This window comes from Bacteroides sp. B1-V-101, from assembly GCF_023656585.1.
Classification (GTDB): Bacteria; Bacteroidota; Bacteroidia; order Bacteroidales; family Bacteroidaceae; genus Bacteroides; species Bacteroides thetaiotaomicron.
Genome location: NZ_JAMOKH010000002.1, coordinates 283,654 through 307,218, shown reverse-complemented (window position 1 = coordinate 307,218; position 23,565 = coordinate 283,654). Strand labels below are relative to the sequence as shown.

The window sequence follows — 23,565 nt, the reverse complement described above, 5'->3', positions numbered from 1 at the left end:
GAAATACTAACTTAAATAAAAACACACCTATGAGACACCCCCACTGTTTTCTCCTGATAGGTCTTTTGCTTTTATGCAGCACACAGACTATCGCTTTCGCCCAATCCGGCACTTATCAGACAATTCCCGAACCTTTGCGAGGCTACTGGCAATTTAAAGCAGACAATGTATCTGACTGGAACGGTCCGCTCATCGGAGAGAATTTCGTAGAGAACTATTACGTCGTTTTCTATGCCGAACAGATAAAACAGGAAGCTGACGGCAGCTACTTCTTCCATTTACGCAATCAGAAAGGAGATACGACGGAATTCCGTATCACACCTACCGGTAATGACGCTGCCACCATCTGGTACAAAGGCTGGAAAGAGCCGAAGAACTGTATCCGCAAGCAAGTCCCCGACCACACGGAACCGCTCACTCCCCTTACATTGCCCGACCGTATTTATCAGAAATGGGTGAAAGGATTATCCGGAAAAGTAATCTACGAATTCACCCGTGACGGAAAACTGCTCTATGACGGAAAAACATGGGATATCTTATCGGCCGGATATTTTCTCAATAAAGAATATCGCCTGCTCGTCAAAAACGGAGAAGCGTACAAACTGCTTTACCTCAGCTTCCCCCTGCCGAAAACAATGAACGTAGCCGCTGAACTGCAAAATGAAAAAGTCTCTCCCATCGCCTCACGCCCTGAAATATATGCTTTCGCCGGATGTTGGATAAATCAAGCGACCGGGGACTGGCGCATCGGATTCTTCGAAGACTTTGCTGTCTACCAATGTCAATTTTGGGATTATGAGTCGATAAACATCCAAAAGAATCGAACCACCATCATCCTAAAAAATGGAACGGAACAACTGAAAGTACGTTTAACTCGTAAAGATGAAACTTCCTGCACCCTGTCTGTCGGAAAAGAAAAGGCACAGACATATGTTCTTTGTAACGACAAGTATCTGCCCGATTATCCGGTAGCTGACACCACTCCTTTCGTAGACAATGGTTATCAAACGGATAGCGTGACTCTCATCGGATACCTGCGTAACCTGCCTTCGACACGTCCTTTCGAGGTTGCTGTGCCGGACATGATCACCGATAGAGAAGAAAAATATACCACCGCCATCGACTCACTGGGAAGATTTACCCTCCGTTTCCCTGTATTGAACAGCCACAACGTGTTCATCGATTGGGGACGTACCACTATCTGGACATCCGTAGAGCCGGGAGAGACCTATTTCCTCTATGTGGACTTCGCTGACAAAAAGAAATTAGTAATGGGAGAAAAGGCACGTATCCTCAACGAACTGCTGGCCCACGAAGGACTCAGTGAATATATCGGCTACGACGAAGGAGAAAAAATGGATAATATGGAATATTTGCAAAAGACGCAGGATATCATCCGTCATAAATCAGAATATCGCGCAAAGATGCTCAATGATCATCCGCTTCTCTCGCACAAATTCCGCTATTACACAGAACAGGAAATCCGCTACAACGCTGCACGCGACCTGATGCAACGCCGCTTTTCGGTAGACCGTAACAAGCAGGAGCATCTGCAACCGGAATTTATGAGTTATGTAGACTCGGCACTATATCCCCGTCCGGTAGAGCCTTATACGCTTCTCAGAGATTATGGTTCTTTCCTGCGGGATTACGTCGGATACATAACGGACATTGCTCCCGCTTCTTCAAACAGATTGACCGTAACTCCTCAAAAGATGGAAATGCTCTATCTTAAATTTGAAAGGGACGGAAAGATTCAGCTATCACAAGAAGAAAAAGACGCATTACACGCCTTCAGTAACTTCGAAAAAGAAATTGAAAAAATGAAAGCTGCGAATACTGCTGACTCGCTGACAATGGCTGCCTACAACAAAAAGATGGAACCGAGCATCAAAACAATACAGAGCCTCGTAGGCAGAGACGAAATTTTCAATGACTATATGATGGGAAACTTGCTCGCTAATTCCATCAATCGTACCCTTGCTATCATTGACTCCCTGCAAATGGACGAAAAATTAAAGGAGATACTAAAGGCAAATTGCTATTATGAGATGTTGCAGCAGACTCACAAAGAATTGCCGGACAGCCTCATCAGTAAATTCAAAGCAGAAGTTTCTAATCCTTCCCTACAGGCTTATGTATTAAACCAACAAGGGATATACGAAGAAATATCCCATAAGGCCATCGAATATCCCGAAAGCCTGATGCCTAACGAACCTCTGGCAGAGATCACAGACGGAGAACAATTATTCCGCAAAATCATCGAGCCTTATAAAGGGAAAGTGGTTTATCTGGATGTATGGGGCACCTGGTGCGGTCCGTGCAAGGACATGATGCAATATGCAGGAAGTGCCAAGAAGCTGTTTGAGGGAAAAGACGTGATATTCTTGTATCTCTGCAACCATTCCTCGGACAAATCGTGGAAAAACATTATCAAGGAATATGGACTGACCGGCAAAATTGCCGTCCACTATAACCTGCCCGATGAGCAGCAAAGTGCTATTGAGAAGTTTCTGCAGGTCCGCTCCTTCCCCACCTATATATTGATAGACAAGGAAGGAAACATCGTAGACCGTGACGCCCCCAGGCCCAACAGGGAAAATGACCTTCTTAATGCAGTCTATAAGTTATTAGAGAAATAAACGACTCATTTCTTCCGCAAATACTCGTATCCGAAACGGCAAAAGAGACATTTCCGTTTATCACAATACTCTTTGCGGAGCTGTATCAATGCCTGGCTATCTGCCGCCGAACCGACCGGTAGCCCGGCATCTCTCCACGAGCGGATAATATGGTTATTCTCCGCTTTCAACTCTTCCAGAAAACGTCCGGCACGATCGCACATCCGCTCGTCGGTTCTATGCAGGCCATAAGCATATAAGAAAGGAACAACGGTATTAATCACAATCAAGTCCTGTGACTTCTCTCCCATTGATTTCTCTTTTTGCGAAGAAGGACGGCCGAATATATAATGACTGTCCCAATAAGCAGAAGCATGAGTAGACAGTAATTGACGCACTTCCGGCAAGGTTTCTGCCTCCATCATCTGCGAAAAGAGCTTATCAACTTTCTGATACAAGTAGGCCAACTGTGCTAACCGGATATGGGGGAAGTTTTCCGGACGAAGCCTCAAAAAACGCCATAAACCGGCATCCATCACCTGAGTTATTTCAAACTTCCGTTGCAGATAGCGAAATTCTTTACGAAGCCGGAGACTATACTCATCTTCCTGCTCCTTCTTTAAAAACGCCTCCTCCAGCAAACCGGCCTGCCCGAAGAAAAAAGCCTCTATCTGAAACAGATCATTCCGATGCTTGTCTATCGCCCGAAATGGAAGCAGTCCTGCCCACGTCTCAAAAGCCTCGCCATTCAAGCCGAAACCGAAATTACGGGCAAGAGTGATAAAGAAGGCATCTTCCCAATGACGGTCACATCGTTCCAGCCGATCGGCAATTTGCCTTGCTTTTTGCTCCAGTCGTTCGGTCTGAAGAGCCGTCAGCCAGGAGTGAATCGTTAATTTGGATAAGGACCCTATGATGGAGTAGCAGGCAGGATATTGGTCGGCAATGCAGAGTTCATGATAATGGGTTTGTACATTCTCGGGACAGGTCAATAGCAGTTGGGGGATTTGCTCACCGTTGGAACGGGTTACTTCGGCATCTGCCTCGGCCACCACATGCAGAATCACAGAATCGTATGCTTTATCATGGTCGTGACCGTGACGGTACCAGTCTGAAGAATGAGTATGTATCTCTATATTTCCCACCCACAATGTACCGTCTATCTTCAGCTTCGCATTAAAGAAGTCGGGACCGGCATCAGGGTTCTGCAGTCCGGAATCGATAATTTCTACCAGTAAGCCTTTGGTGGTTTGCAGTATTTTGAGAGGGAATAATTTATGTTTCCACACATAGTGGAGAAGGTGTTCCATGTTAACAGAAAGTTAATGTGCACTGCAAATGTAATAAAAATCTTATCTTTGCGACTATTATTTTGAATATAAGTCAGAAAACAATGAAAATAGCGTTGATCGGTTATGGAAAAATGGGCAAGGAACTTGAAAAGGCAGCCCTTAGTCGCGGACACGAAATTGTCTGCATTATTGATGTTGATAATCAGGAAGACTTTGAGTCGGAAGCATTCAAGTCCGCCGACGTAGCCATTGAGTTCACCAATCCGATGGTAGCCTACAGCAATTATATGAAAGCTTTCAAAGCCGGAGTCAAATTAGTATCAGGCAGTACAGGATGGATGGCGGAACATGGCGAAGAAATCAAAAAGCTATGTACCGAAGGAGGAAAAACCCTTTTCTGGTCGTCCAACTTCAGTCTTGGAGTAGCCATCTTCTCATCTGTCAACAAGTATCTGGCAAAAATAATGAATCAATTCCCCGGTTATGACGTCACCATGAGCGAGACTCATCATATCCATAAACTGGATGCACCCAGCGGCACTGCCATCACACTGGCTGAAGGTATACTGGAAAACATGGACCGCAAAGACAAATGGGTAAAAGGAACGCTCCTTGCACCGGACGGTACCGTCAGCGGCACCGACGCCTGCGCTTCCAACGAGTTTCCTATCGACTCGATCCGTGAAGGAGAGGTTTTCGGCATCCATACCATCCGCTACGAGTCAGAAGTAGACAGCATTTCCATCACGCACGATGCCAAGAATCGCGGCGGCTTTGTATTGGGAGCCATCCTTGCTGCCGAATACACGGCCCAACATGAGGGATATCTGGGCATGAGTGATTTATTCCCATTCTTAAACGAATAAGGCTTCAAAGCCACTATCAAACGAATATAGATTATGAGACAAGCCACACGCACACAATGGATCAAATGCACCATTGCTATTCTCCTTTATCTCGCCTTCCTCATCTGGGTACGCAGTTGGTGGGGGCTGATTGTCGTTCCTTTCATCTTCGATATTTATATCACCAAGAAAATACCCTGGTCATTCTGGAAGAAATCGAAGAATCCTACCGTTCGTAATGTTATGAGCTGGGTAGATGCTATTGTCTTTGCATTGGTTGCTGTCTACTTTGTCAATATCTACATTTTCCAAAACTATCAGATTCCTTCCTCGTCTTTGGAAAAGTCATTGCTGGTAGGCGACTTCCTGTACGTCAGCAAGATGAGTTACGGGCCACGTGTGCCGAATACGCCGCTTTCCATGCCGTTGGCGCAACATACGTTGCCTATTTTAAATACCAAATCATATATCGAATGGCCTCAGTGGAAATATAAAAGAGTTCCCGGGTTCGGAAAAGTGAAACTCAATGACATTGTTGTCTTCAACTTTCCTGCCGGTGATACGGTAGCGCTCAACAATCAGCAAACAGATTTCTACTCTATAGCTTACGGTGAAGGTCAGCGCCTGTATCCCAAGCAGATAGAGATGGACAGTCTGACACGCCAGCAGCAACGTGCTGTTTACGATTTGTATTATAATGCCGGTCGCCAGCAAATTCTATCGAATCCGCGTGTTTACGGAGAGGTCGTTTATCGTCCGGTAGACCGCCGTGAAAACTATGTAAAACGCTGTGTCGGTCTGCCCGGAGATACGCTGCAGATCGTAGACGGTCAGGTCATGATTGACGGCAAGGCTATCGAGAATCCCGAAAATCTGCAGTTCAACTACTTCGTACAGACCACAGGCCCGTATATCACGGAAGATATGTTCCGTGAATTAGGCATCAGCAAGGCAGACCAGACATTGTATGATGATTCTTCATGGGAAGAAACCTTCAGACAGATCGGACTGGACAATCGGAATGCACAAGGAAAGATGGCTCCTATTTATCATCTTCCGCTGACGAAGAAAATGTACGAAACATTGTCCGGCAACAAAAAGCTCATCAGCAAGATCGTCATGGAACCGGAAGAGTATGCCGGACAGATGTACCCGCTCAACTTACATACCAAATGGAACCGTAACAACTACGGTCCGATCTGGATTCCCGCCAAAGGTGCTACTATCACTCTGACTGAAGACAACCTGCCTATCTACGAACGTTGTATTGTCGCTTACGAAGGAAATAAGCTGGAAATCAAGCCGGACGGTATTTATATCAACGGCGAGAAAACCGATCAATATACCTTTAAGATGGACTATTACTGGATGATGGGCGACAACCGCCACAATTCTGCGGACTCCCGCTATTGGGGATTCGTTCCTGAAGACCATGTAGTAGGTAAACCTATCGTTGTATGGCTGTCACTTGACAAAGACCGCGGATGGTTTGATGGTAAAATCCGTTGGAACCGCCTCTTCAAGTGGGTAGACTAATAAGTATACAGACATGATAGAGTGATAAGGTGATAGAAATTGATGAACATTCGTAAATTCAAATGGATATTCGCATTCGCCGGAGCAATAGCCGTCGTGCTTCTGCTCCGGGGATTCGCTTTTACATCCTGCCTTATCCCTTCCACCGGTATGGAGAATTCACTTTTTCAGGGTGAACGTATTCTGGTCAACAAATGGAGCTACGGCCTGCGGGTTCCGCTGATGTCACTGTTCTCATATCACCGTTGGTGCGAGCGATCTGTCCGGCAACAAGATGTTGTAGTCTTTAATAATCCCACCGCTATCGGGCAACCGACTATTGACCGAAGAGAAATCTATATCAGCCGTTGTATCGGTACTCCCGGTGATACCCTGCTTGTCGATTCCCTTTTCTCCGTATCCTCTCCCGAAGCGCAACTCAATCCGGACAAGAAAAGGCTCTACACCTATCCCGCTGCCAAAGAGCAGTTGATCACTTCGCTTATGCAAACCCTTTCCATCACCAACGACGGACTGATGGGAAGTAATGACAGTACTCATGTCCGCAGTTTCAGCCGCTATGAATATTACTTACTGGAACAAGCGATCAGCGATCAGAACTGGATTCAGCCTTTGACGGAAAAGAGCGAAAAAGAGCTTAAACCGCTCATCGTTCCCGGCAAAGGGAAAGCACTACGAGTATATCCGTGGAATATCACATTGCTGCGAAATACCCTCGTGATGCACGAAGGCAAACAGGCGGAAATAAAGAATGATACGCTTTATATCGACGGAAAACCCACACAGCATTGTTTTTTTACCAAAGATTACTACTGGATGGCTTCCAACAATAGTGTCAATCTGTCCGATTCACGTCTGTTCGGATTCGTTCCGCAAGACCATATCATCGGGAAAGCATCGTTGATCTGGTTCTCTAAAGAAAAAGGAACGGGAATCTTTGACGGATACCGATGGAATCGCTTCTTTCAGTCTGTAAAATAATTCACATGCATAGTTTTCAACATAACATCTGTACATAAAATAATGAGAATAGCTTATTTATCATCTGCCTACCTTGCTCCAGTAGAATATTATACCAAACTATTGGAATATGATAAAATATATGTCGAACAACACGATCATTATATAAAGCAAACCTATCGCAACCGTTGTACGATTGCCGGACCTGACGGCGAACTGGCACTCTCCATTCCAACCGTCAAACCGGATACGCTGAAATGTCCGATGAAGGATATACGTATTTCCGATCACGGTAACTGGCGCCATCTGCATTGGAATGCTATCGAATCAGCCTACAACAGCACTCCTTACTTTGAATATTATAAAGACGACTTCCGACCTTTCTATGAGAAGAAATACGAGTTTTTAGCCGATTTCAACGAAGAAATCTGCCAGCTGGTCTGTAAGTTGATAGACATTCAACCTTGCATTGAACGAACTTCAGAATATAAAACGGAATTTGCAGCAGAAGAAACAGATTTCCGCGAGATTATTCATCCTAAGAAAGATTTCCGGATAGCCGACCCGGAATTTATTCCGCATCCCTATTACCAAGTCTTTGATTCCAAACTCGGTTTTCTCCCTAATCTGAGTATTATTGACCTGCTTTTCAATATGGGACCGGAGAGTTTGTTGGTATTAACAAGTAAATAACATTATAATAGCCAGACAAAGACATCAAACGTCCTGACACTACGTATCTTATCATATATCCCGGTAAGGTTAACAGGCGGACAAGCCTTGATTAATATCTTTTGTCCGCTTCCTGTTTTCGTTCCACGTACGTAAACCGTTGGGACTGCGTACGTGATCCCATCGGTTCACGTACATGAACTCATGGGATTACAGACGTGAAACGAAGAAATGTAACGACCGTAATACATTAATCTAACGTTGAAAACAGCTTAACAAACGTAGCACAGACCATTAAATGAACCGTCTTACCTGAATCAGGAAGGCAGAATCTCTTATGAAGGTGACAATAGAAAAGCGATTTTTCTCTATTATCACCCTATTATCACCACCTATTATCACCCTTATCACGCTAAATTGCAGCACATTAAGTCTGAAAAGTGACAAGTGACAATAAGAATAACGTTTTTAACTCTGTAGAAAGAGACAAATTATAATCATCAGGTCACTATTATTTCCTTCAACAGATTACTCTTCATTCAGTCGATTCAGCAAATATCTGACATTCTCAAGATGTAAATGATTGACCCGGTACATCTGTTTATATTGCCAACTATTTTTAGTAGTATCGATAATACAATCTATAAAAGAGCCCATTATATTGGCACTTTGCATACGATTGGCATTTGAAACCTGCATATTCATCATATGCATACCAAATCCTTTAATCACATCTTTTACACTAATTTTCTTAAAATGATGGACTGCCTCGAAGGCTGCTACATTACCAAAAAGAACATTCTCTAAATCTTCCAGTCTTTGCCGATCCGAGCGTTCCACCAAATAACTGGCTGGATTTATAAAACGATTGAGCGTAAGATAAAAGGTCATCATTTCATGATCAGAAGAAAAAATGGCATGCATGAATTGTGTTGCGTCCCCCGGACAAACAATCTGCTGGTTGTTTAAAACCTCCTTCATAAGAATTTAAATTAAATGGTGAATAAATTAAGTTCAACGGGACTAAACAGAAAGGTGGTTTTAGATAATAAAAGAAGCGGTTCCGCCTGTCCCATTGCTCTTTTCTCGTTCACACAAGGCAGCAGGTGCATTAACACTCTACATGGGGGTGCGAAACCGCCCATATAGAATGAACCGGACAGGCATAAAAATGCCTGCCACAATTACAAGGCAGGTTTCCAGCCTTGTGTGATTTTGAAAAAAGAGCACTACAAAGATAGGATATAAATCAGAATAGGAAAAAGAAATTCATTCTAAATTGCATATACCACAGTAAAATGCAAGGTATAAGCCTTATTTCTAATCACAAGCCAAACTCGTTTCAAAGAAAAAGGAGAATGTTGTGACTCTCTCTTTTATAAGATAACAACATTCTCCCAGCAATCTGTTTTACCGGGGGAGGACCCCAGTTTTACCAAACGGATACCTATCTCAACTCAAATGGTACAATTCCTTTAATGTCTCTGGATGATGTTCCGATGACTGCTTCAAACTTACCCGGTTCTGTCATCCATTCGTGTTTGACATCATCGAAGAAGCTCAGGGCTTTTTTATCAATCGTCAGCGTTACAGCCTTCTCCTCACCCGGAGCCAGTTTTACTTTCTTGAAGCCTTTCAGTTCCTTGACCGGACGAGGCAGAGAGGATTTCTTATCGCTGACATAAAGCTGGATAACTTCCTGACCTTCACGAGTACCTGTATTCTTTACGTTGATCGTGAAAGAGATGGTATCATCGGCAGTCATCACCTTTTTGTCAGCCGAAGGTTTCCCGTAAGCGAAAGTAGTATAGCTCAATCCGTGTCCGAACGGGAAAAGCGGTTTGATCTTTTCTTTGTCTGCCCAGCGATAGCCAACAAAAATATCTTCACGATAGATTTCGTTTATGGTATCACCATTGTTCTTGGAGTGTGCCAGCTCTTCTTTATTCCCCGGATATTCACCCAGTTTATGTGCGCCTACGTCTTCCAGTCTTGCAGGAAAAGTAAAAGGAAGTTTCCCCGACGGATTAGCATCTCCTAGCAGTACCGAAGCAAGAGCTGTTCCGGCTTCCGAACCTAAGAACCAACCCTGAACAATAGCGGGCACTTCATTTACCCAAGGCATGGCAACCGCATTACCGGAGATGTTTACGACAATCAAGTTCTTATTTACTTTTGCCAACTCGCCAATCACCCTGTCCTGCGCATACGGCAATCCAAGGGATGCACGGTCCGAATCTTCGCAATCCTGATGATTGCTCTTGTTCAGTCCACCGAAGAAAATTACGTAATCCGCATCTTTAGACACTTCTACAGCCTCAGCAAGAAGTTCATCCTCCGAACGGTCGTCTTTCAAATCCTGTCCGGTCTGTACTCCATTATATTCCCCTGTCGGGTCACCAACGTATCCACGGGCATACAAAACTTCCGCCTGTGAACCTACGCGGTTCTTCAAGCCGTCCAAAGGAGATATCTCATATTTCACTTTCAGAGAAGAACTACCACCCCCTACAGTCATCATCTTAATGGCGTTTTCACCGATAACAGCAATCTTCCTGGCTTTCTTCAAGTCAATAGGCAATACATTATCCTTATTCTGTAACAGTACAATTCCTTCTTCACCGATTTTTCGTCCGGCTTGTCCATGCTCGGGCGAAGCCAGAGAACCGAAAGGTTTATACGGGTTCATCGAAGTGCGGAAGATCAGACGGAGGATATTACTCACCTTTTCGTCCAGTTCTTTGGTTCCGACTGTTCCGTCCTGGATCAGTTTCAGGTAAGGATGTGCCAAATAGTAATTGTCATAAGCATTCCTTGTCCCGGCAGAAAGTCCGTTTGTCCATGAACCGAACTCCATGTCCAGACCATTCGAAATGGCCTGGAAAGTATCATGTACTCCGCCCCAATCTGAAACGACGACACCATCAAAGCCCCATTCCTTACGCAGAATATCTTGCAGCAATCGCTTATTATGGCACGCATGCTGAGTCTTATAGAGCTTACCGGAGTCGGTATCTTCACTAAACGAATAAAGGTTGTAAGCTCCCATTATTGCCCAAGCACCACCTTCCTGAACGGCCGCTTTGAAAGCCGGAAGATAAATCTCATAAAGAGCACGGTCGCTCAAATGAACATTGGTGGTGTGACGGTTGAACTCCTGATTGTTTAATGCGTAATGCTTCACACAAGCAGCAACACCGTTTTCCTGTACTCCCTTAATATAAGGAACTACCATTATGGAAGACAGGTACGGATCTTCGCCCATATATTCAAAATTACGCCCATTCAACGGGGTACGGTAGATGTTGACACCGGGCCCCAGGAGAATATCTTTTTTCCGGTAACGGGCTTCTTCGCCAATGCTCTTCCCATAAAGATAAGACATTTCGGGATTCCATGTTGCAGAAAGGCAAGTCAATGCAGGATAGGCTATACAGGAATCGTTTGTCCATCCTGCCTGATCCCACTCATCCCATAATACTTCGGGACGGATGCCGTGAGGGCCATCGGTTGCCCATACTTCGGGAATCCCCAGACGAGGGACTCCCGGTGAACTAAATTTAGACTGCGCATGAGTCATCTTCACCTTCTCTTCAAGTGTCATACGGCTCAGCGCATCTTTCACCCGTTCTTCGACAGGCTTGCTCGTGTCCAGATATACTGGTGTCTGCGCCATATTCATAGTCGGTAAAACGGCGGCTATAGACAAGCCAAGTAACGTTGCTTTAAATTTCATGTTCATAAATGATTTCTGTATTTTTACTTCTTCACAACAGAAAGAATTCCTTTATCTATCCCCTGAGTGAAATCTAACGTAAACACATAAGTAACTCCCTGTTCCAACGGAGAGGCCAATACAAGATTTTCCTCATCAACATTGAATAAGTTCCGGGTAGCCTGATCCATTTGCAGGTTCTTTTGATGAAATTGCTGATCCCAAGACTTTCCACCCAGATATTTAACACTGATATAATCGTATCGTATGCGTTCACCAATAACCGTACTGCCTTCAGCACCAGTCTTCCCAGTAAACTGATAAACTTTCGGACTGATTTCCGCCACACAATAAGCAGTCGAAAAGTCCCAGTTAAATTCGTCCTTAATAGACGGAGAGCCCATACCATAGCCCAACAACCATACGGCACCATGCCCGTCAGCATCCAGTCCGGCTTCACTATTGCCATTCATACGTATTACTGCAAAGTATTTACGTGTAGCATTTACCATCACCCTGTAGCTACCGGCAACCGGCAAGAACTTCAAGTGATTATCTCCGGTCTCCACCAGATAATCCGGATCAACATACCAATCATTTAGATCTTCGATGCCACCTATTTCGAGTGTCTGGTTCTGCGTCAAAGACATCTGCAATTGATACATATCGGAACTGCCTTCTTCCAGCTTCATTCCATTGATTGTAATGTCCGGTCGCGGCAAGTCTACCTGTCCTACTTTCTCTACAGTCAGTACTGCTTTGGTATTACCTTTCGTTACATCTACCGTAAACTTATAAACACCACCTCTCTCAAATTTCTGACCTTCCTGCAACTTCAAGTTACCCGACTCTGTTATTTCAACAAGGTCGCTTGTAGTAGAGATGGCATCTCCCTTAAATTCACCATTATCCCACTTGTTTATGTGGAAGAATTTAAAGTCAATATCACTTGTTTTCATAGTCACACCGGCAGTAAACGTAAGCTGATACTTCTTTGCCGTAAGTTGCGGCATACACAAACCATTCTCCGGCGTCCATCCCACTTCGTACAAAGATACCGACGGCTTGCCAATTCCATTTCCGATAGCCCAGATAGCTCCTGTTCCGTCATCCTGCAATTTAGCTGCTTCACCGTCTTTTAAAGCTATGACAGAGAAGTACTGTCTCTTACCGTTTGCTGTAATCTGATAGCTTCCGTCAATCGGCAGGAACTTCAGTGTTCCATCCTCCTGCTTTTCAAAGAAGTCCGGATCAATCCACCATTCATCATAAGCAGGCACTCCTTCGAACGTCAGAATGTCATTCTGCTTTAACGACAATTTAACAGCATATACATCGTTTTCTACCAGTTCCATTTCTTTTCCGTTCAACAATAATTTGGCAAACGGACTCGCTTCATAGTTGAAAGTATTAAACTGAATCGTATAATTGCCCGGCTCTGTATTGGAGAACGGGATAGACGTAGTAGAGCCTACTGCAATCGTATTGTCTTCCCAGCCAAAAGTTAGCTCGTTGCCGTGCTCCCCTACTTTCGGAGTTTTGATATACACTTTCATCTTCTGCGAAAAGTCTCCCGATACGCTATAATGATACATCGATTGCCTGTCCATCCGGTACTCCTGCCCTTCTTCATCTACCAGGGTCAGATAAGGAAAGTCCGGGCGTACCAACGTAAGTTCCGTTTCCTGTTCCGTCGTAGTAAAGTGAATATTCTGAAGGATATACTTCAATGTCGCCTTTCCGTTAGGAATATTAGCATAATAAGGAATATAAATCTTTCCAGTATAGTCGCTTCCACTTGTCTTTGTTCGGATCACCGTTTCAGATACCTGTTCTTCTCCATAGAAAAGCTGCGCTTTCAAAGTAGAAAGAGGAACGTCTACATCCGAAGCCTTGATCGTAAACGGAAGGCTGTCGCCGAAAAGGGCATCCGCATTCTCCGCCTTGATCTCCATACTCGGATTACCGGGAAGGAACTCGTCATCATTACAGGAATTCATGGATAAGATTCCCGCCAATGCCAATGTTATATAGATACTTTTTTTCATTGTCTTTATACTTTTAAGGTTCTTACTTTGACTTTGCCCAACGGTATGAAGTTACTGATTTACCGGGAACGTCATAAGCGAAATGACGTTGGCCGTCGCTGACAGTTATCTTCTTCGACTTCTCATTGTTGTTTATCAGAACAAAGGCATACGTTCCGTCCGTATTTTCGAAAGCAGAACAGGTAATACCGTTGTCCGTATAACCGGTAGTGGCGATACGCACAGCTCCCGGCTTCACAACACTTGAAAGATGAGCAATGATATAGTAGTGAGAGTTACGTATGATTGTCTTATAATCACTGTTATTGATATCTACCGCACCATAGCAAGTCTGACAACCACCTTCACGATTCGGACCACGGTCGTTATCGAGCATCAGATTCCAGACAATTACGCCCTTACACCAATTATTGATTGTTCCCAATGCTACCTCTTCCATATCTTCCATCAGACGCTTCGACAAGTCACGTCCGCTGTTCCATGTGCCGATAGAAGTTTCTGTAAACAGAAGTTCTTTCTCAGGATATGCCTGATGTATATTCAGCAATTCTTCACGGTTGCCGCCATAGTTATGGTAAGCAGCACCTGCCAGATACTGAGAAGCAGCAGCATCTTCGTAAATCTTGCCCGGATAGTTCTTCTGCGATTCGATATTGTCATAATTGTAGTTATGGTCGAAAGCATAAATCTTGGTAGACAGTCCGGCAGCTTTCATCTGAGGACCGAGCGCTGTTTTCACGAAGTCTCTTTGTTCTTCCCATTCCATATAGAGCGAAGCGGAGTTGCCACGGTTCAAAGGTTCATTTTGCGGAGTTACTGCATAAATGTCAATGCCTTCGGCTTTAAATGCCTGTATCCATTTCACAAAATAAGTAGCATAATCCTGATAATAATCCGGGTTCAATTGTCCGTTCGTCCACGAATCTAATGGTGTACGGTCTGTCAGGCTTTTCACTTTCATCCATTTCGGACAGGTCCAAGGAGCGGCAATTACCTTGATAGAAGGGTTAATGGCCAGAATCTCTTTCAGGATCGGAAGGATATAGTCCTTTTCTTCGCTCTGCAAAGCAAAGTTTTCGATCCCTTTCGTATCACAGCAGGTATATTCGCTTAACGAGAAGTCCGAACAACCAATGGAAATACGGATGTAACTGAATCCGAAACCATCTTTATCGGAGAATGTTTCCGTCAGGAAAGCATGACGGTCAGCCGGTTTCATCAGTAACAGGTTGTAACAGGTAGAACCTGTGATAGCTGCTCCGAAACCATCCATCGTCTGGTACTGTTCCGCAGGATTCAAAGTTATTGTGGTTGGAGCCAAATTGTCTTTCGGGCTGAAGTTAACCGCATCACGGGTCAAATCACGGGTCAGACTGCTGGTTGTCGTATAAATGGCTACATCTCCGGTGGGGACAGGTACTACCGGTTTTTCCGCATCATCACTATTGCTACAAGCCGCTAATATGGTGAAGCATCCTAAAAAGGTCAGTGCTATATTTCTCATGTTTATCATAATCGTTAGTTTCTTTTTCTATTTAAATACATTATAAGTGATGTTATCTCCGGCTCTATCAATATCCGGGGTTCTGTTCAATCTTGTCATTGGCATCGATTACCGATTGTGGGATAGGCAGGCGATAAGAGTTCTTATCAAAGGCGTAAACCTGTGACTTGCGACCTGAATCTTTCGCATATACGGCGTTCATCACCTCTTCTACCTTATCCAGACGAACCAGATCAAACCAGCGTTGTCCTTCGAATGCCAGTTCCAGCCGACGTTCGTTGAGCAATGCGGTAATCATCGCATCCCGGTCTTTACGTACGGATGAAGACAATTCGCCCAATCCGGCACGTTCACGCACTTCGTCGATGATCTTAGCTGCCGCTTCCAGATCCGGCGTATCCTGCATGATCAATGCTTCTGCCTTCAATAACAGCACATCAGCATAGCGGTATTTAATAATGCTGCTATTAGCCGAACGGCATTTGTACATGAAAGGATAATTGTCCGACGGATAATAGTTGCTCCAATTACAATCATAGTAAACTACGGATTCCTGAAAGCGAATCTGATCTCCTTCTTTCTTGAAAGCATTGATCAAATCACGTGACGGAGTTACCCATTTTGCCCAAGTGAAGTTATTATTCCAGTTTACAAGGTCACGTCCGAACATCCATGTACACCAGTTACCCGAACCGGGAGTAAACTGAGCTTCCAGTATAGATTCTTTAGTATTACGGGCTTTTGCATCCGTTCCGGCAGCATTCATGCCGAACAAATCGCTAAAGTCCTTCACAAGCTCAAAACCATCAGCCTTCACCTCGTCACAGTAACGGATTACTTTTGAATAGTCACGCAACGGTTTCTCTGCATAGATCTTTGCAAGAAGAGTACGGGCTACGGATTTTGTAAACAGAGTTTTGTTGCCTGCCGTATTATCCGGCGCATGCTGGATGGCAGCCAGCAAATCTTTCTCTATCTGCTGATAAGCTTCCAGTTCTGTGTTTTGTGCCGGGAAATATTGTTCATACACATCTTCGATATTTTCTGAAGTAATATCATCAGCTACTGTTGTAATAACCGGGAAATCCCCCCACAGACGTACCATATCGAACATGACCATGGCACGGAATATCATTGCTTCCGCCTTATACTGCGCACGTTCGGCAGTAGTCAAAGAGTTATCGGTCACCAAGTCAATATTACATATCAATTTATTAGCACGGGCAACGTCTTCCAGATAACGGTTCCAGTCACGTTCGAGCACAGAGTTGGAACCTTCGATGGAATTGTTCTCAAACGGAAGTACCTCAGCTCCCGTAGTTCCTGCGTACGCATTATCCGCATGCGAATCTGATATGAGCAACAAGTCCACATACCAGTGTTCCTGACGGTCGCGCATCTGATTGTAGATAGTCGTCAGGTGACTTTCTACAGCCGCTTTATCTTTAAATACCACCTTTGTACCGGTATCCGTCACACCTTCGGTCGCATCCGAATAAGTATCGATCGGATCGTAATTCAGTGAGCAGGAAGAAAGTCCGAACAGCAAACCGGAAGTGAGTCCATAAAATATATATCTTAGTTTCATAGTCTTTCCTTTCATTAGAATTCAACATTAATACCAAACACGTATGATCTAGAATGCGGGTATGTACCCCAGTCGATGCCTTGCACCGTACCGCTGTTACCCCATTGGTTTACTTCCGGGTCCATGCCGGAGTAGCTTGTCCATGTCAGCAGATTGGTAGCGGTAAAGTAAGGTTGCAGACGGGTGATTCCCCATTTCTGCAGTAATTTGCCCTTAAAGTTGTACGACAAGGAAACGTCTTTCAATCTCAGGTAACTGCCATCTTCAATAAAGTAAGTAGAGTTCAGCAACTTGAAATTAGCTTTCGGCACATTGGTTATCTGTCCGGGTATCTTCCAGCGGTTCAGTACTTTGGTAGACTGATTCTTTCCATCGTACATCCCTTCTGTTTCTATACGGGAAGCATTGAAGATATCATTTCCGTAAGAGCCTTGGATAAACACACTCAAATTAAATCCTTTCCATGAGAAAGTGTTGGTCAGACCATAAGTAAAGTCCGGATTCGGGTCGCCGATATAAGTACGGTCGGAAGTCGAGATTTTACCATCACCACTCAGGTCACGATACATTAATTCACCAGTCTCAGGATCTACACCGTCACTGATATATCCGTAAAAGCCTCCTAAAGCACGTCCCGGCTCATTACGCACTACATAATCGTTGACTACATCCGCAGTTTTGGCATCATAGTACACTTTCTGCAATTCAAGTTTCGTCAATTTGTTCCGGTTGAAGGAAATATTGAAGTCCGTATCCCAGGTAAATGCTCCCCCCCGGAAGTTCTTCGAACTAATGGTAAGCTCAAAACCTTTATTAGTCATTTCACCTTCATTACGGGCGATAGAAGTAGCTGCAGCAGCACCGGCAGGCAGTGATACGTTCATCAGCATGTTCTTGGTCTTCTTGTAATAGTAGTCCATGTTAAAAGTCAAACGTCCATTCAATACTGTCAGGTCCAGACCAATATTGGTCTGAGTAGTCGTTTCCCAAGTAAGGTCAGACGTACGTAAATTGGCCTGGCTGATAGTCGGTACCGCATTCGCATAATCTGTTGTATCACCTTCAGCCGCTACCTTAAACCATTCAATACGACCGATATTATAACGTTGCAAATAAGCATAGTCACCAATACCAGACTGATTACCTGTCTGTCCCCAGCCTCCACGTATTTTAAAGTCATCAATCCACGTCAGATCAGCCATAAACTTCTCGGAAGATACACGCCAGGCAGCTGAGAACGATGGGAATACCCCCCAACGATGATCAGGATGCAACTTAGAAGAACCGTCGGCACGCAGGTTAGCCGTCAACAGGTACTTACTATCAAAATTGTAAGCTACACGTCCGAAAAATGACATAATTCCCCATTGAGAAGCACCTGTACCGGTATTATCCCAGGCAATCTTGTTCGCGGCATTCAAGGTCTGTATCAGATCATTGCGGTAGTGTGAACCGTTTATCCAACTGTTAGAGTAGTCTGAATCCGTCCACGATGACCCTGCCATTACCTCCAGACCATGTCTCTTGAAGTTCTTATTGTAAGTAAATACATTGTCGAATGTCAATACCGTATTCATATTCCGGTTATCGGAGGCTTCACCATACTGGTTACGTCCCCAGGCAGTAGAAATCGGATCAAGAAAAGTAGTATTTACAGCATTGCGACGGTCAAGTGTTAGAGTTGATTTAAACTTCAACTCCGGCAGCAAGGTAAGCAACACGTTGCCCGATGCCAGCAAACGGTTTTCCTTATCTTTATTATTCTTCGCACGTGCCATGTTCTCCAACGGGTTGGTGATATTTCCAACTCCATAGAAGTTATTGTAATACTGGTTCGGATTTAAAGCATCCCAGATCGGAGCATATGTCGGCGTATTGATAACAGCCAATACAACGCCACCGCGATTCGCTCCTGTTCCCATCGCTCCCCCTCCGTTACTGGTATAGTCCGAGTAGGAGATATTAGCACTTACTGTCAACCAGCTACGAATCTGATTTTCAAGATTCACCCGGAAATTATAACGCTTGTAATAAGAGATATCCAGTATTCCCTTTTCATCGAGATATCCGGCAGAAAGATAGTATTTCATCTTTTCATTACCGTTAGATACTGCTACCTGATAGTTTTGCATCTTTCCGGTCTTATATGTTTCGTCAAACCAATCAGTACGGTCGGGCAGTCCATCAGGCAAGGATACCAGTCCGATTTCATCCTGTAACTCTTTATACTGCGCAGCATTCAGAGATTCTACCTTATCCGCCACCTTGTTCAAGCCAAACTGTGCTGTCAGAGATACTTTTGCCTTTCCGGTCGCTCCGGCCTTTGTTGTAATCAGAATTACACCATTGGCAGCACGCGAACCATAAATAGAAGCCGAAGAGGCATCTTTCAGAATCTGCATGCTTTCAATATCATTCGGAGATAAAAACTTAATGTTATCCACAGGAACACCATCCACTACATATAGCGGATCGTTACTTCCGTTCATAGAAGTAGTACCACGCACACGGATAGACATCTCTCCTCCCGGCGTACCGCTAGGCTGAATTACGGAGATACCGGCTGCCTTACCCTGAATAGCCTGTCCGGCAGAAACGATGGGACGTACATCAAGATCTTTAGTAGACACAGTGGAAATGGCTGTCGTAACATCTTTACGTTTTACCGAACCATAGCCGATCACAACTACTTCTTCAAGTACTTCATTGTCTTCCTGAAGTGTAACTTTCATCTGTCGGGATGCTTTCTGTTCCTGCGATTTATATCCTACATAAGAGAATATTAAAGTAGCATTGGACCGGACCGTCAATGTAAAGTTACCGTCTAAATCAGTTATCGCTCCGTTAGTTGTCCCCTTTTCCTGTACACTTACACCGATAAGCGGTTCTTTCTGTGCATCCAGTACCTGACCGGATGCAGTAAATTGTTGTGCGGATGCACTCAGAGAAAAAAATACTGCTAAGATAGCAAAGAGAATCTTGCGACTCCCCGAAAGGATTTTTCGCCTGTTCTTTTTCATGCGTATTAATTTTAAAGTTTATAATTAAGGTATGTGCTTGACAGGACTTTCGCCACTATTTCAGAAGCACAGGTCAAAAGTATAAAGAAACTGAAGTGATTTGACAATGAGGGTATAATAAGTGGATTATACAAACAGACAAACCACTAATAAACAGCAAGTTAATATCAACCAAAGAGGCCTAAAAAGTGGATAGGTTACAACATCGATCAACGTATTTTCCGAACTAAATCTTCGAAATCTTCTCTGGAACCACGAGCTTTGTTTTTTACTTTCGCCCGATAATTATAAATTGTATTCACCGAATAACGGAGAAACTCTGCTATTTGTGAACTATCTTCAATACCAAGACGTATTAATGCAAAAATTCTCAGTTCGGTATTCAATAATTCATCTTTCTTCAGAATGATTTGTTCATTGTCTTGCAACAATGCATTGAACTTCTTCACAAAATCGGGAAATAAATGCAGGAAAGCAGTATCAAAGTTGGCATATAGTTCTTCCAATTCCTCATCAAGGGCATCCTGTGAGCGGGTGATTTTAAGTAATTCTGCTATCTGACCAGCAGATACTTTCTTATTTACCATACGACGATATGCATCGAGCCGATTGATATAAGTAGAGCAGAGTTTAATAAAACGGGCAATATATTCTTCCTTAATCTGGTTAGATTCAGACAGTTCTGCATTGGTAGATGTCAAACAGGCATTCATTTGCTGTAATTCTTCATTCAATTGATTCAATTGATGATTGGCTGTCTGCAGATGATTCCTTGCAACAGCCAATTTCTTCATCTGCCGGTATATATAGCCCAACGCACCAATCAGCAGCACCAGCAATGCCGTAATCAGCACTAAATACTGCTGAAGGCGGTCGTTCTGTTTCTCAATCATCGCCTGATAAGTTTTATCAATCAAAGAAAGCACATCGGCACTCTGCCAACTTCGAAGACGAGCATTATAGAATTTGGTAGCATTCCACGAGAAACGCATATATTGGTAAGCTCTCTCCATATCGCCATTCTCATAGAGCAACTGAGCCAACATCCACAAAGAAGCATGATCTTTAATAGCAGAACGAATATCAGAGATAGCAGAAAGGCAAAGATTCTGTTTCTCTCTTATTTTATCTCCAAGATATTTATAAATAAGTGAGCGATGGTAAGTTACAAGTGCATATTGAGGCGTATCGGGCTCTGCTGCCATCAGGCGACGGTCGTTTATCTCCAAGGCCTCATCATACTTGTGCCGGTCACGAAACAACGTTTCGCGCATGACCATAAATTCTTCCGATTGAGGAGATAATATCGCATATAATGAATCTTTATATGCTGACGATATTTCCCGATAATAAGCAGATAACGTCTGATCTTGTGTATAAAATCCCATCTCACCATACACATGATCGAAACATGTATAATAATCAAGTATCAGATGTGAAGTTACCTTCTGTCGGTCTACTGACTTCAGGACATCAATTGATTCGGTATACATACCCGTAGAAGAAAGCAAAAGAGAAAGTTGCAGCTTACTTTCTATTTCCCGGTCAGTATCTCCCAGATTACCCGCGATACGAACATTCTCATTTAAATAGTAAATAGCGGAATCGCAAATAAAGGCTTTATATTCCTTATAGATCTGATTATTCAGATTATAGCGTTCTATGGAATTAGGAGCCACGTCTCCGGCAAGCTCTTTCAGATGCCGTATCCGCGATTCGCGCTGTACCACATAAGTGTCATGTGCCAAGATTGTCTGATCAAGGACATGCAATAGTGAATCAAGAGTTTCATCAGCCCATGAGAAAATCGGAAAAGAAGCAAACAGCAACAACAGCAAACATTTATTTTTCATTAGAGTATTAAAGTTTTGTAGGAAATATGACATTCTTCACTCAAGGTTTCACTTATAAATCAGCGTCGACAAATATTCCTCCGCAAACATCTCATTGGCAACCTCCAGCAGTTGTTCTGCCGTCAACGCCTCAATACGATGGAACACTGATTCTGACGATTCATACTTATGATAGTGCAGATATGTTTTCGCCATACCTAGCGCATTATTCTCGAAATTATCAGATGCCACGCCGATCTGGCCTATCAGTTGCTTCTTCGCTGCCGCCAGCTGAGAAGATGTCATCTTCACATCCCGCATTCGCTTCAGTTCTTTATAGATCAGTTTCAGACAGGTATCCATATCTTCGATATCCGTACCGAAATAGATACAGAAAGCTCCTGTATCGGTATAAGAAGTCAGATTGGACTCTACATTATACACCAATCCCCTCCGCTCGCGAAGCGATACATTCAGCTTACTGTTCATGCCCGGACCGCCAAGCACATTATTCAGCAGATAAAGTGCCGTACGCTTATCATCATACGCATTGTATCCCCGGCTACCAATCATTACATGCGCCTGATGAGTATCTTTAGGCACTACCAACCGTTCGGGCACATAAAGAGGAGGAGGCATACGCTGATTATCCACCGTCACTGCCGGGATATCGGACAAATGCTTTTCCGCCAGACGGATAATCTTCTTGAAATCATATTGTCCCTGAACAAAGAATACCATATTCCCCGGTTGATAAAAGCGACGGGTAAACGAGAGAACATCCTCCGTACGGAAACTCCGCAGCAGTTCCGGCTTACCGAGAATGTTCCTTCCCAACGGATGGTTACGGAAAATCATATCTTCAAAATCATCGAAGATCAACTCCGAAGGATTATCCTCATAAGACTGGATTTCGTCAATGATCACTTCCGTCTCCTTTTCTATTTCATGCTGCGGGAAAGTAGAATGGAATACAATATCTCCGAGCAATTCGAGGGCACGTTCCAGATGCCCGGTCAGGAAGGCGGCATAGACAACCGTCTCCTCTTTATTCGTATAGGCATTCAGATCGCCGCCCACATTCTCCATGCGGTTAAGGATATGCCACGCTTTCCGCTTCTCCGTCCCTTTAAAAATAAGATGTTCCACGAAATGAGCCATCCCCTGCTCATCCTCAGCCTCATCGCGCGTTCCGGCATCGATGGCAAAACCACAATAAGCTACTTTCGAGAGAGTCGGTTCATGAATTATGCGCAGGCCATTCGGCAATGTATATTCGTTGTAATGCATTGTTTTCTACTTCCTTATTGAATTAATGCCGCAAAAATACAATAAAACTTATTGTCGTTTATAGAAAATTGCAGATATTTGTAGACTATATTAGCAACAACGTGTATGAAAAAGATAGGAATATTCTGTTCTGCCTCGGAAAACATTGACAAAATGTACTTTGACAGTGCCCGTCAAATCGGAGAATGGATGGGAAAAGCAGGCAAAACGTTGATTTATGGAGGAGCCAATCTCGGACTGATGGAATGCGTAGCCCGCGCCGTGAAAGAGAATGGCGGTACGGTCATCGGAGTAGTTCCTGCCAAACTGGAAGAAAAAGGTAGTGTGAGCACATTACTGGACGAGGTGATTCATACCCGTAACCTGAGCGACCGGAAAGATGTGATAACAGAGAAGTCGGAGATATTGGTCGCATTGCCTGGTGGTGTAGGTACACTCGACGAGATTTTCCACGTCATAGCCGCCGCCTCTATCGGATATCATCAGAAAAAGGTGATCTTCTATAACGAATACGGTTTTTATAATGAACTTCTGGCTGCACTTAAGACGTTAGAGGATAAGGGCTTCGCCCGACAATCTTTCTCTACCTATTATGAAACAGCAAACAATCTGGATGAATTAAAAGAAAAAATAAACTGATTA

General features: G+C 43.9%; 15 protein-coding genes. 6 read left to right on the top strand and 9 right to left on the bottom strand.

All coding sequences use genetic code 11. From position 1 onward, the window contains the following. The first annotated feature begins 29 nt into the window (after nt 1-29). On the top strand, nt 30-2,642 hold the full coding sequence (locus NBH01_RS02770; protein ID WP_234140436.1) for a TlpA family protein disulfide reductase: 2,613 nt from the start codon (nt 30-32) through the stop codon (nt 2,640-2,642). Between the two features lie 5 nt (nt 2,643-2,647). Here NBH01_RS02770 and NBH01_RS02765 read toward each other — a convergent pair whose 3' ends face one another. After that, nucleotides 2,648-3,931: a DUF2851 family protein gene (locus NBH01_RS02765; protein ID WP_234140435.1), complete on the bottom strand. Its 1,284-nt coding sequence runs from the start codon at nt 3,929-3,931 to the stop codon at nt 2,648-2,650. Between the two features lie 83 nt (nt 3,932-4,014). Here NBH01_RS02765 and dapB point away from each other — a divergent pair, with 83 nt between their 5' ends. The 4 genes from dapB to NBH01_RS02745 are packed head-to-tail and all read left to right on the top strand — an operon-like array spanning nt 4,015 to nt 7,947. Beyond that, nucleotides 4,015-4,779 carry a 4-hydroxy-tetrahydrodipicolinate reductase gene (gene dapB, locus NBH01_RS02760; protein ID WP_008762922.1) on the top strand — a complete coding sequence of 255 codons (765 nt, stop codon included), beginning with the start codon at nt 4,015-4,017 and terminating at the stop codon, nt 4,777-4,779. Between the two features lie 33 nt (nt 4,780-4,812). After that, a complete protein-coding gene (gene lepB / locus NBH01_RS02755; RefSeq protein WP_008767531.1) occupies nt 4,813-6,294 on the top strand; it encodes a signal peptidase I in 1,482 nt (493 codons plus the stop codon). Between the two features lie 42 nt (nt 6,295-6,336). After that, nucleotides 6,337-7,275 (top strand): signal peptidase I, encoded by a 939-nt coding sequence (gene lepB, locus NBH01_RS02750; protein WP_234140432.1) that lies wholly within the window; start codon nt 6,337-6,339, stop codon nt 7,273-7,275. Nucleotides 7,276-7,317: 42 nt separating this feature from the next. Then, nucleotides 7,318-7,947 carry a WbqC family protein gene (locus tag NBH01_RS02745; protein WP_048698389.1) on the top strand — a complete coding sequence of 210 codons (630 nt, stop codon included), beginning with the start codon at nt 7,318-7,320 and terminating at the stop codon, nt 7,945-7,947. 507 nt (nt 7,948-8,454) lie between these two features. On the opposite strand, the gene NBH01_RS02740 is transcribed toward NBH01_RS02745, so the two are convergent. From NBH01_RS02740 to NBH01_RS02705, 8 genes are all read right to left on the bottom strand, one after another. After that, entirely contained in the window at nt 8,455-8,907 is a 453-nt protein-coding gene (locus NBH01_RS02740) for a hypothetical protein (RefSeq protein WP_055229113.1), read from the bottom strand. Between the two features lie 466 nt (nt 8,908-9,373). After that, on the bottom strand, nt 9,374-11,668 hold the full coding sequence (locus tag NBH01_RS02735; RefSeq protein ID WP_250699963.1) for a glycoside hydrolase family 3 C-terminal domain-containing protein: 2,295 nt from the start codon (nt 11,666-11,668) through the stop codon (nt 9,374-9,376). A gap of 17 nt (nt 11,669-11,685) precedes the next feature. Further along, on the bottom strand, nt 11,686-13,689 hold the full coding sequence (locus tag NBH01_RS02730) for a DUF5125 domain-containing protein (RefSeq protein ID WP_250699962.1): 2,004 nt from the start codon (nt 13,687-13,689) through the stop codon (nt 11,686-11,688). A gap of 22 nt (nt 13,690-13,711) precedes the next feature. After that, on the bottom strand, nt 13,712-15,202 hold the full coding sequence (locus NBH01_RS02725; protein ID WP_011108760.1) for an endo-1,6-beta-glucanase: 1,491 nt from the start codon (nt 15,200-15,202) through the stop codon (nt 13,712-13,714). 58 nt (nt 15,203-15,260) lie between these two features. Continuing rightward, nucleotides 15,261-16,796: a RagB/SusD family nutrient uptake outer membrane protein gene (locus tag NBH01_RS02720; protein ID WP_195211537.1), complete on the bottom strand. Its 1,536-nt coding sequence runs from the start codon at nt 16,794-16,796 to the stop codon at nt 15,261-15,263. After that, on the bottom strand, nt 16,796-19,801 hold the full coding sequence (locus NBH01_RS02715; protein WP_008762912.1) for a SusC/RagA family TonB-linked outer membrane protein: 3,006 nt from the start codon (nt 19,799-19,801) through the stop codon (nt 16,796-16,798). Before NBH01_RS02715 ends, NBH01_RS02720 begins: the two co-directional genes overlap by 1 nt. 209 nt (nt 19,802-20,010) lie before the next feature. Beyond that, the gene (gene susR / locus NBH01_RS02710) at nt 20,011-21,654 is read right to left on the bottom strand and encodes a SusR family glycan utilization regulator (RefSeq protein WP_008762911.1); all 1,644 of its coding nucleotides are present in this window, start codon (nt 21,652-21,654) and stop codon (nt 20,011-20,013) included. A gap of 48 nt (nt 21,655-21,702) precedes the next feature. Beyond that, nucleotides 21,703-22,923: a M16 family metallopeptidase gene (locus NBH01_RS02705; protein WP_196068908.1), complete on the bottom strand. Its 1,221-nt coding sequence runs from the start codon at nt 22,921-22,923 to the stop codon at nt 21,703-21,705. A gap of 105 nt (nt 22,924-23,028) precedes the next feature. Here NBH01_RS02705 and NBH01_RS02700 point away from each other — a divergent pair, with 105 nt between their 5' ends. Then, nucleotides 23,029-23,562: an LOG family protein gene (locus NBH01_RS02700; protein ID WP_008762909.1), complete on the top strand. Its 534-nt coding sequence runs from the start codon at nt 23,029-23,031 to the stop codon at nt 23,560-23,562. Nucleotides 23,563-23,565 lie beyond the last annotated feature (3 nt).

What these genes read in the sequence shown, in the direction of transcription:
- dapB (WP_008762922.1), top strand. Translation starts at nt 4,015, where the DNA reads ATGAAAATAGCGTTGATCGGTTATGGAAAAATGGGCAAGGAACTTGAA.
- NBH01_RS02770 (WP_234140436.1), top strand. Translation starts at nt 30, where the DNA reads ATGAGACACCCCCACTGTTTTCTCCTGATAGGTCTTTTGCTTTTATGC.
- NBH01_RS02730 (WP_250699962.1), bottom strand. Translation starts at nt 13,689, where the DNA reads ATGAAAAAAAGTATCTATATAACATTGGCATTGGCGGGAATCTTATCC.
- lepB (WP_008767531.1), top strand. Translation starts at nt 4,813, where the DNA reads ATGAGACAAGCCACACGCACACAATGGATCAAATGCACCATTGCTATT.
- NBH01_RS02720 (WP_195211537.1), bottom strand. Translation starts at nt 16,796, where the DNA reads ATGAAAGGAAAGACTATGAAACTAAGATATATATTTTATGGACTCACT.
- susR (WP_008762911.1), bottom strand. Translation starts at nt 21,654, where the DNA reads ATGAAAAATAAATGTTTGCTGTTGTTGCTGTTTGCTTCTTTTCCGATT.
- NBH01_RS02705 (WP_196068908.1), bottom strand. Translation starts at nt 22,923, where the DNA reads ATGCATTACAACGAATATACATTGCCGAATGGCCTGCGCATAATTCAT.
- NBH01_RS02715 (WP_008762912.1), bottom strand. Translation starts at nt 19,801, where the DNA reads ATGAAAAAGAACAGGCGAAAAATCCTTTCGGGGAGTCGCAAGATTCTC.
- NBH01_RS02740 (WP_055229113.1), bottom strand. Translation starts at nt 8,907, where the DNA reads ATGAAGGAGGTTTTAAACAACCAGCAGATTGTTTGTCCGGGGGACGCA.
- NBH01_RS02735 (WP_250699963.1), bottom strand. Translation starts at nt 11,668, where the DNA reads ATGAACATGAAATTTAAAGCAACGTTACTTGGCTTGTCTATAGCCGCC.
- NBH01_RS02725 (WP_011108760.1), bottom strand. Translation starts at nt 15,202, where the DNA reads ATGATAAACATGAGAAATATAGCACTGACCTTTTTAGGATGCTTCACC.
- NBH01_RS02765 (WP_234140435.1), bottom strand. Translation starts at nt 3,931, where the DNA reads ATGGAACACCTTCTCCACTATGTGTGGAAACATAAATTATTCCCTCTC.
- lepB (WP_234140432.1), top strand. Translation starts at nt 6,337, where the DNA reads ATGAACATTCGTAAATTCAAATGGATATTCGCATTCGCCGGAGCAATA.
- NBH01_RS02700 (WP_008762909.1), top strand. Translation starts at nt 23,029, where the DNA reads ATGAAAAAGATAGGAATATTCTGTTCTGCCTCGGAAAACATTGACAAA.
- NBH01_RS02745 (WP_048698389.1), top strand. Translation starts at nt 7,318, where the DNA reads ATGAGAATAGCTTATTTATCATCTGCCTACCTTGCTCCAGTAGAATAT.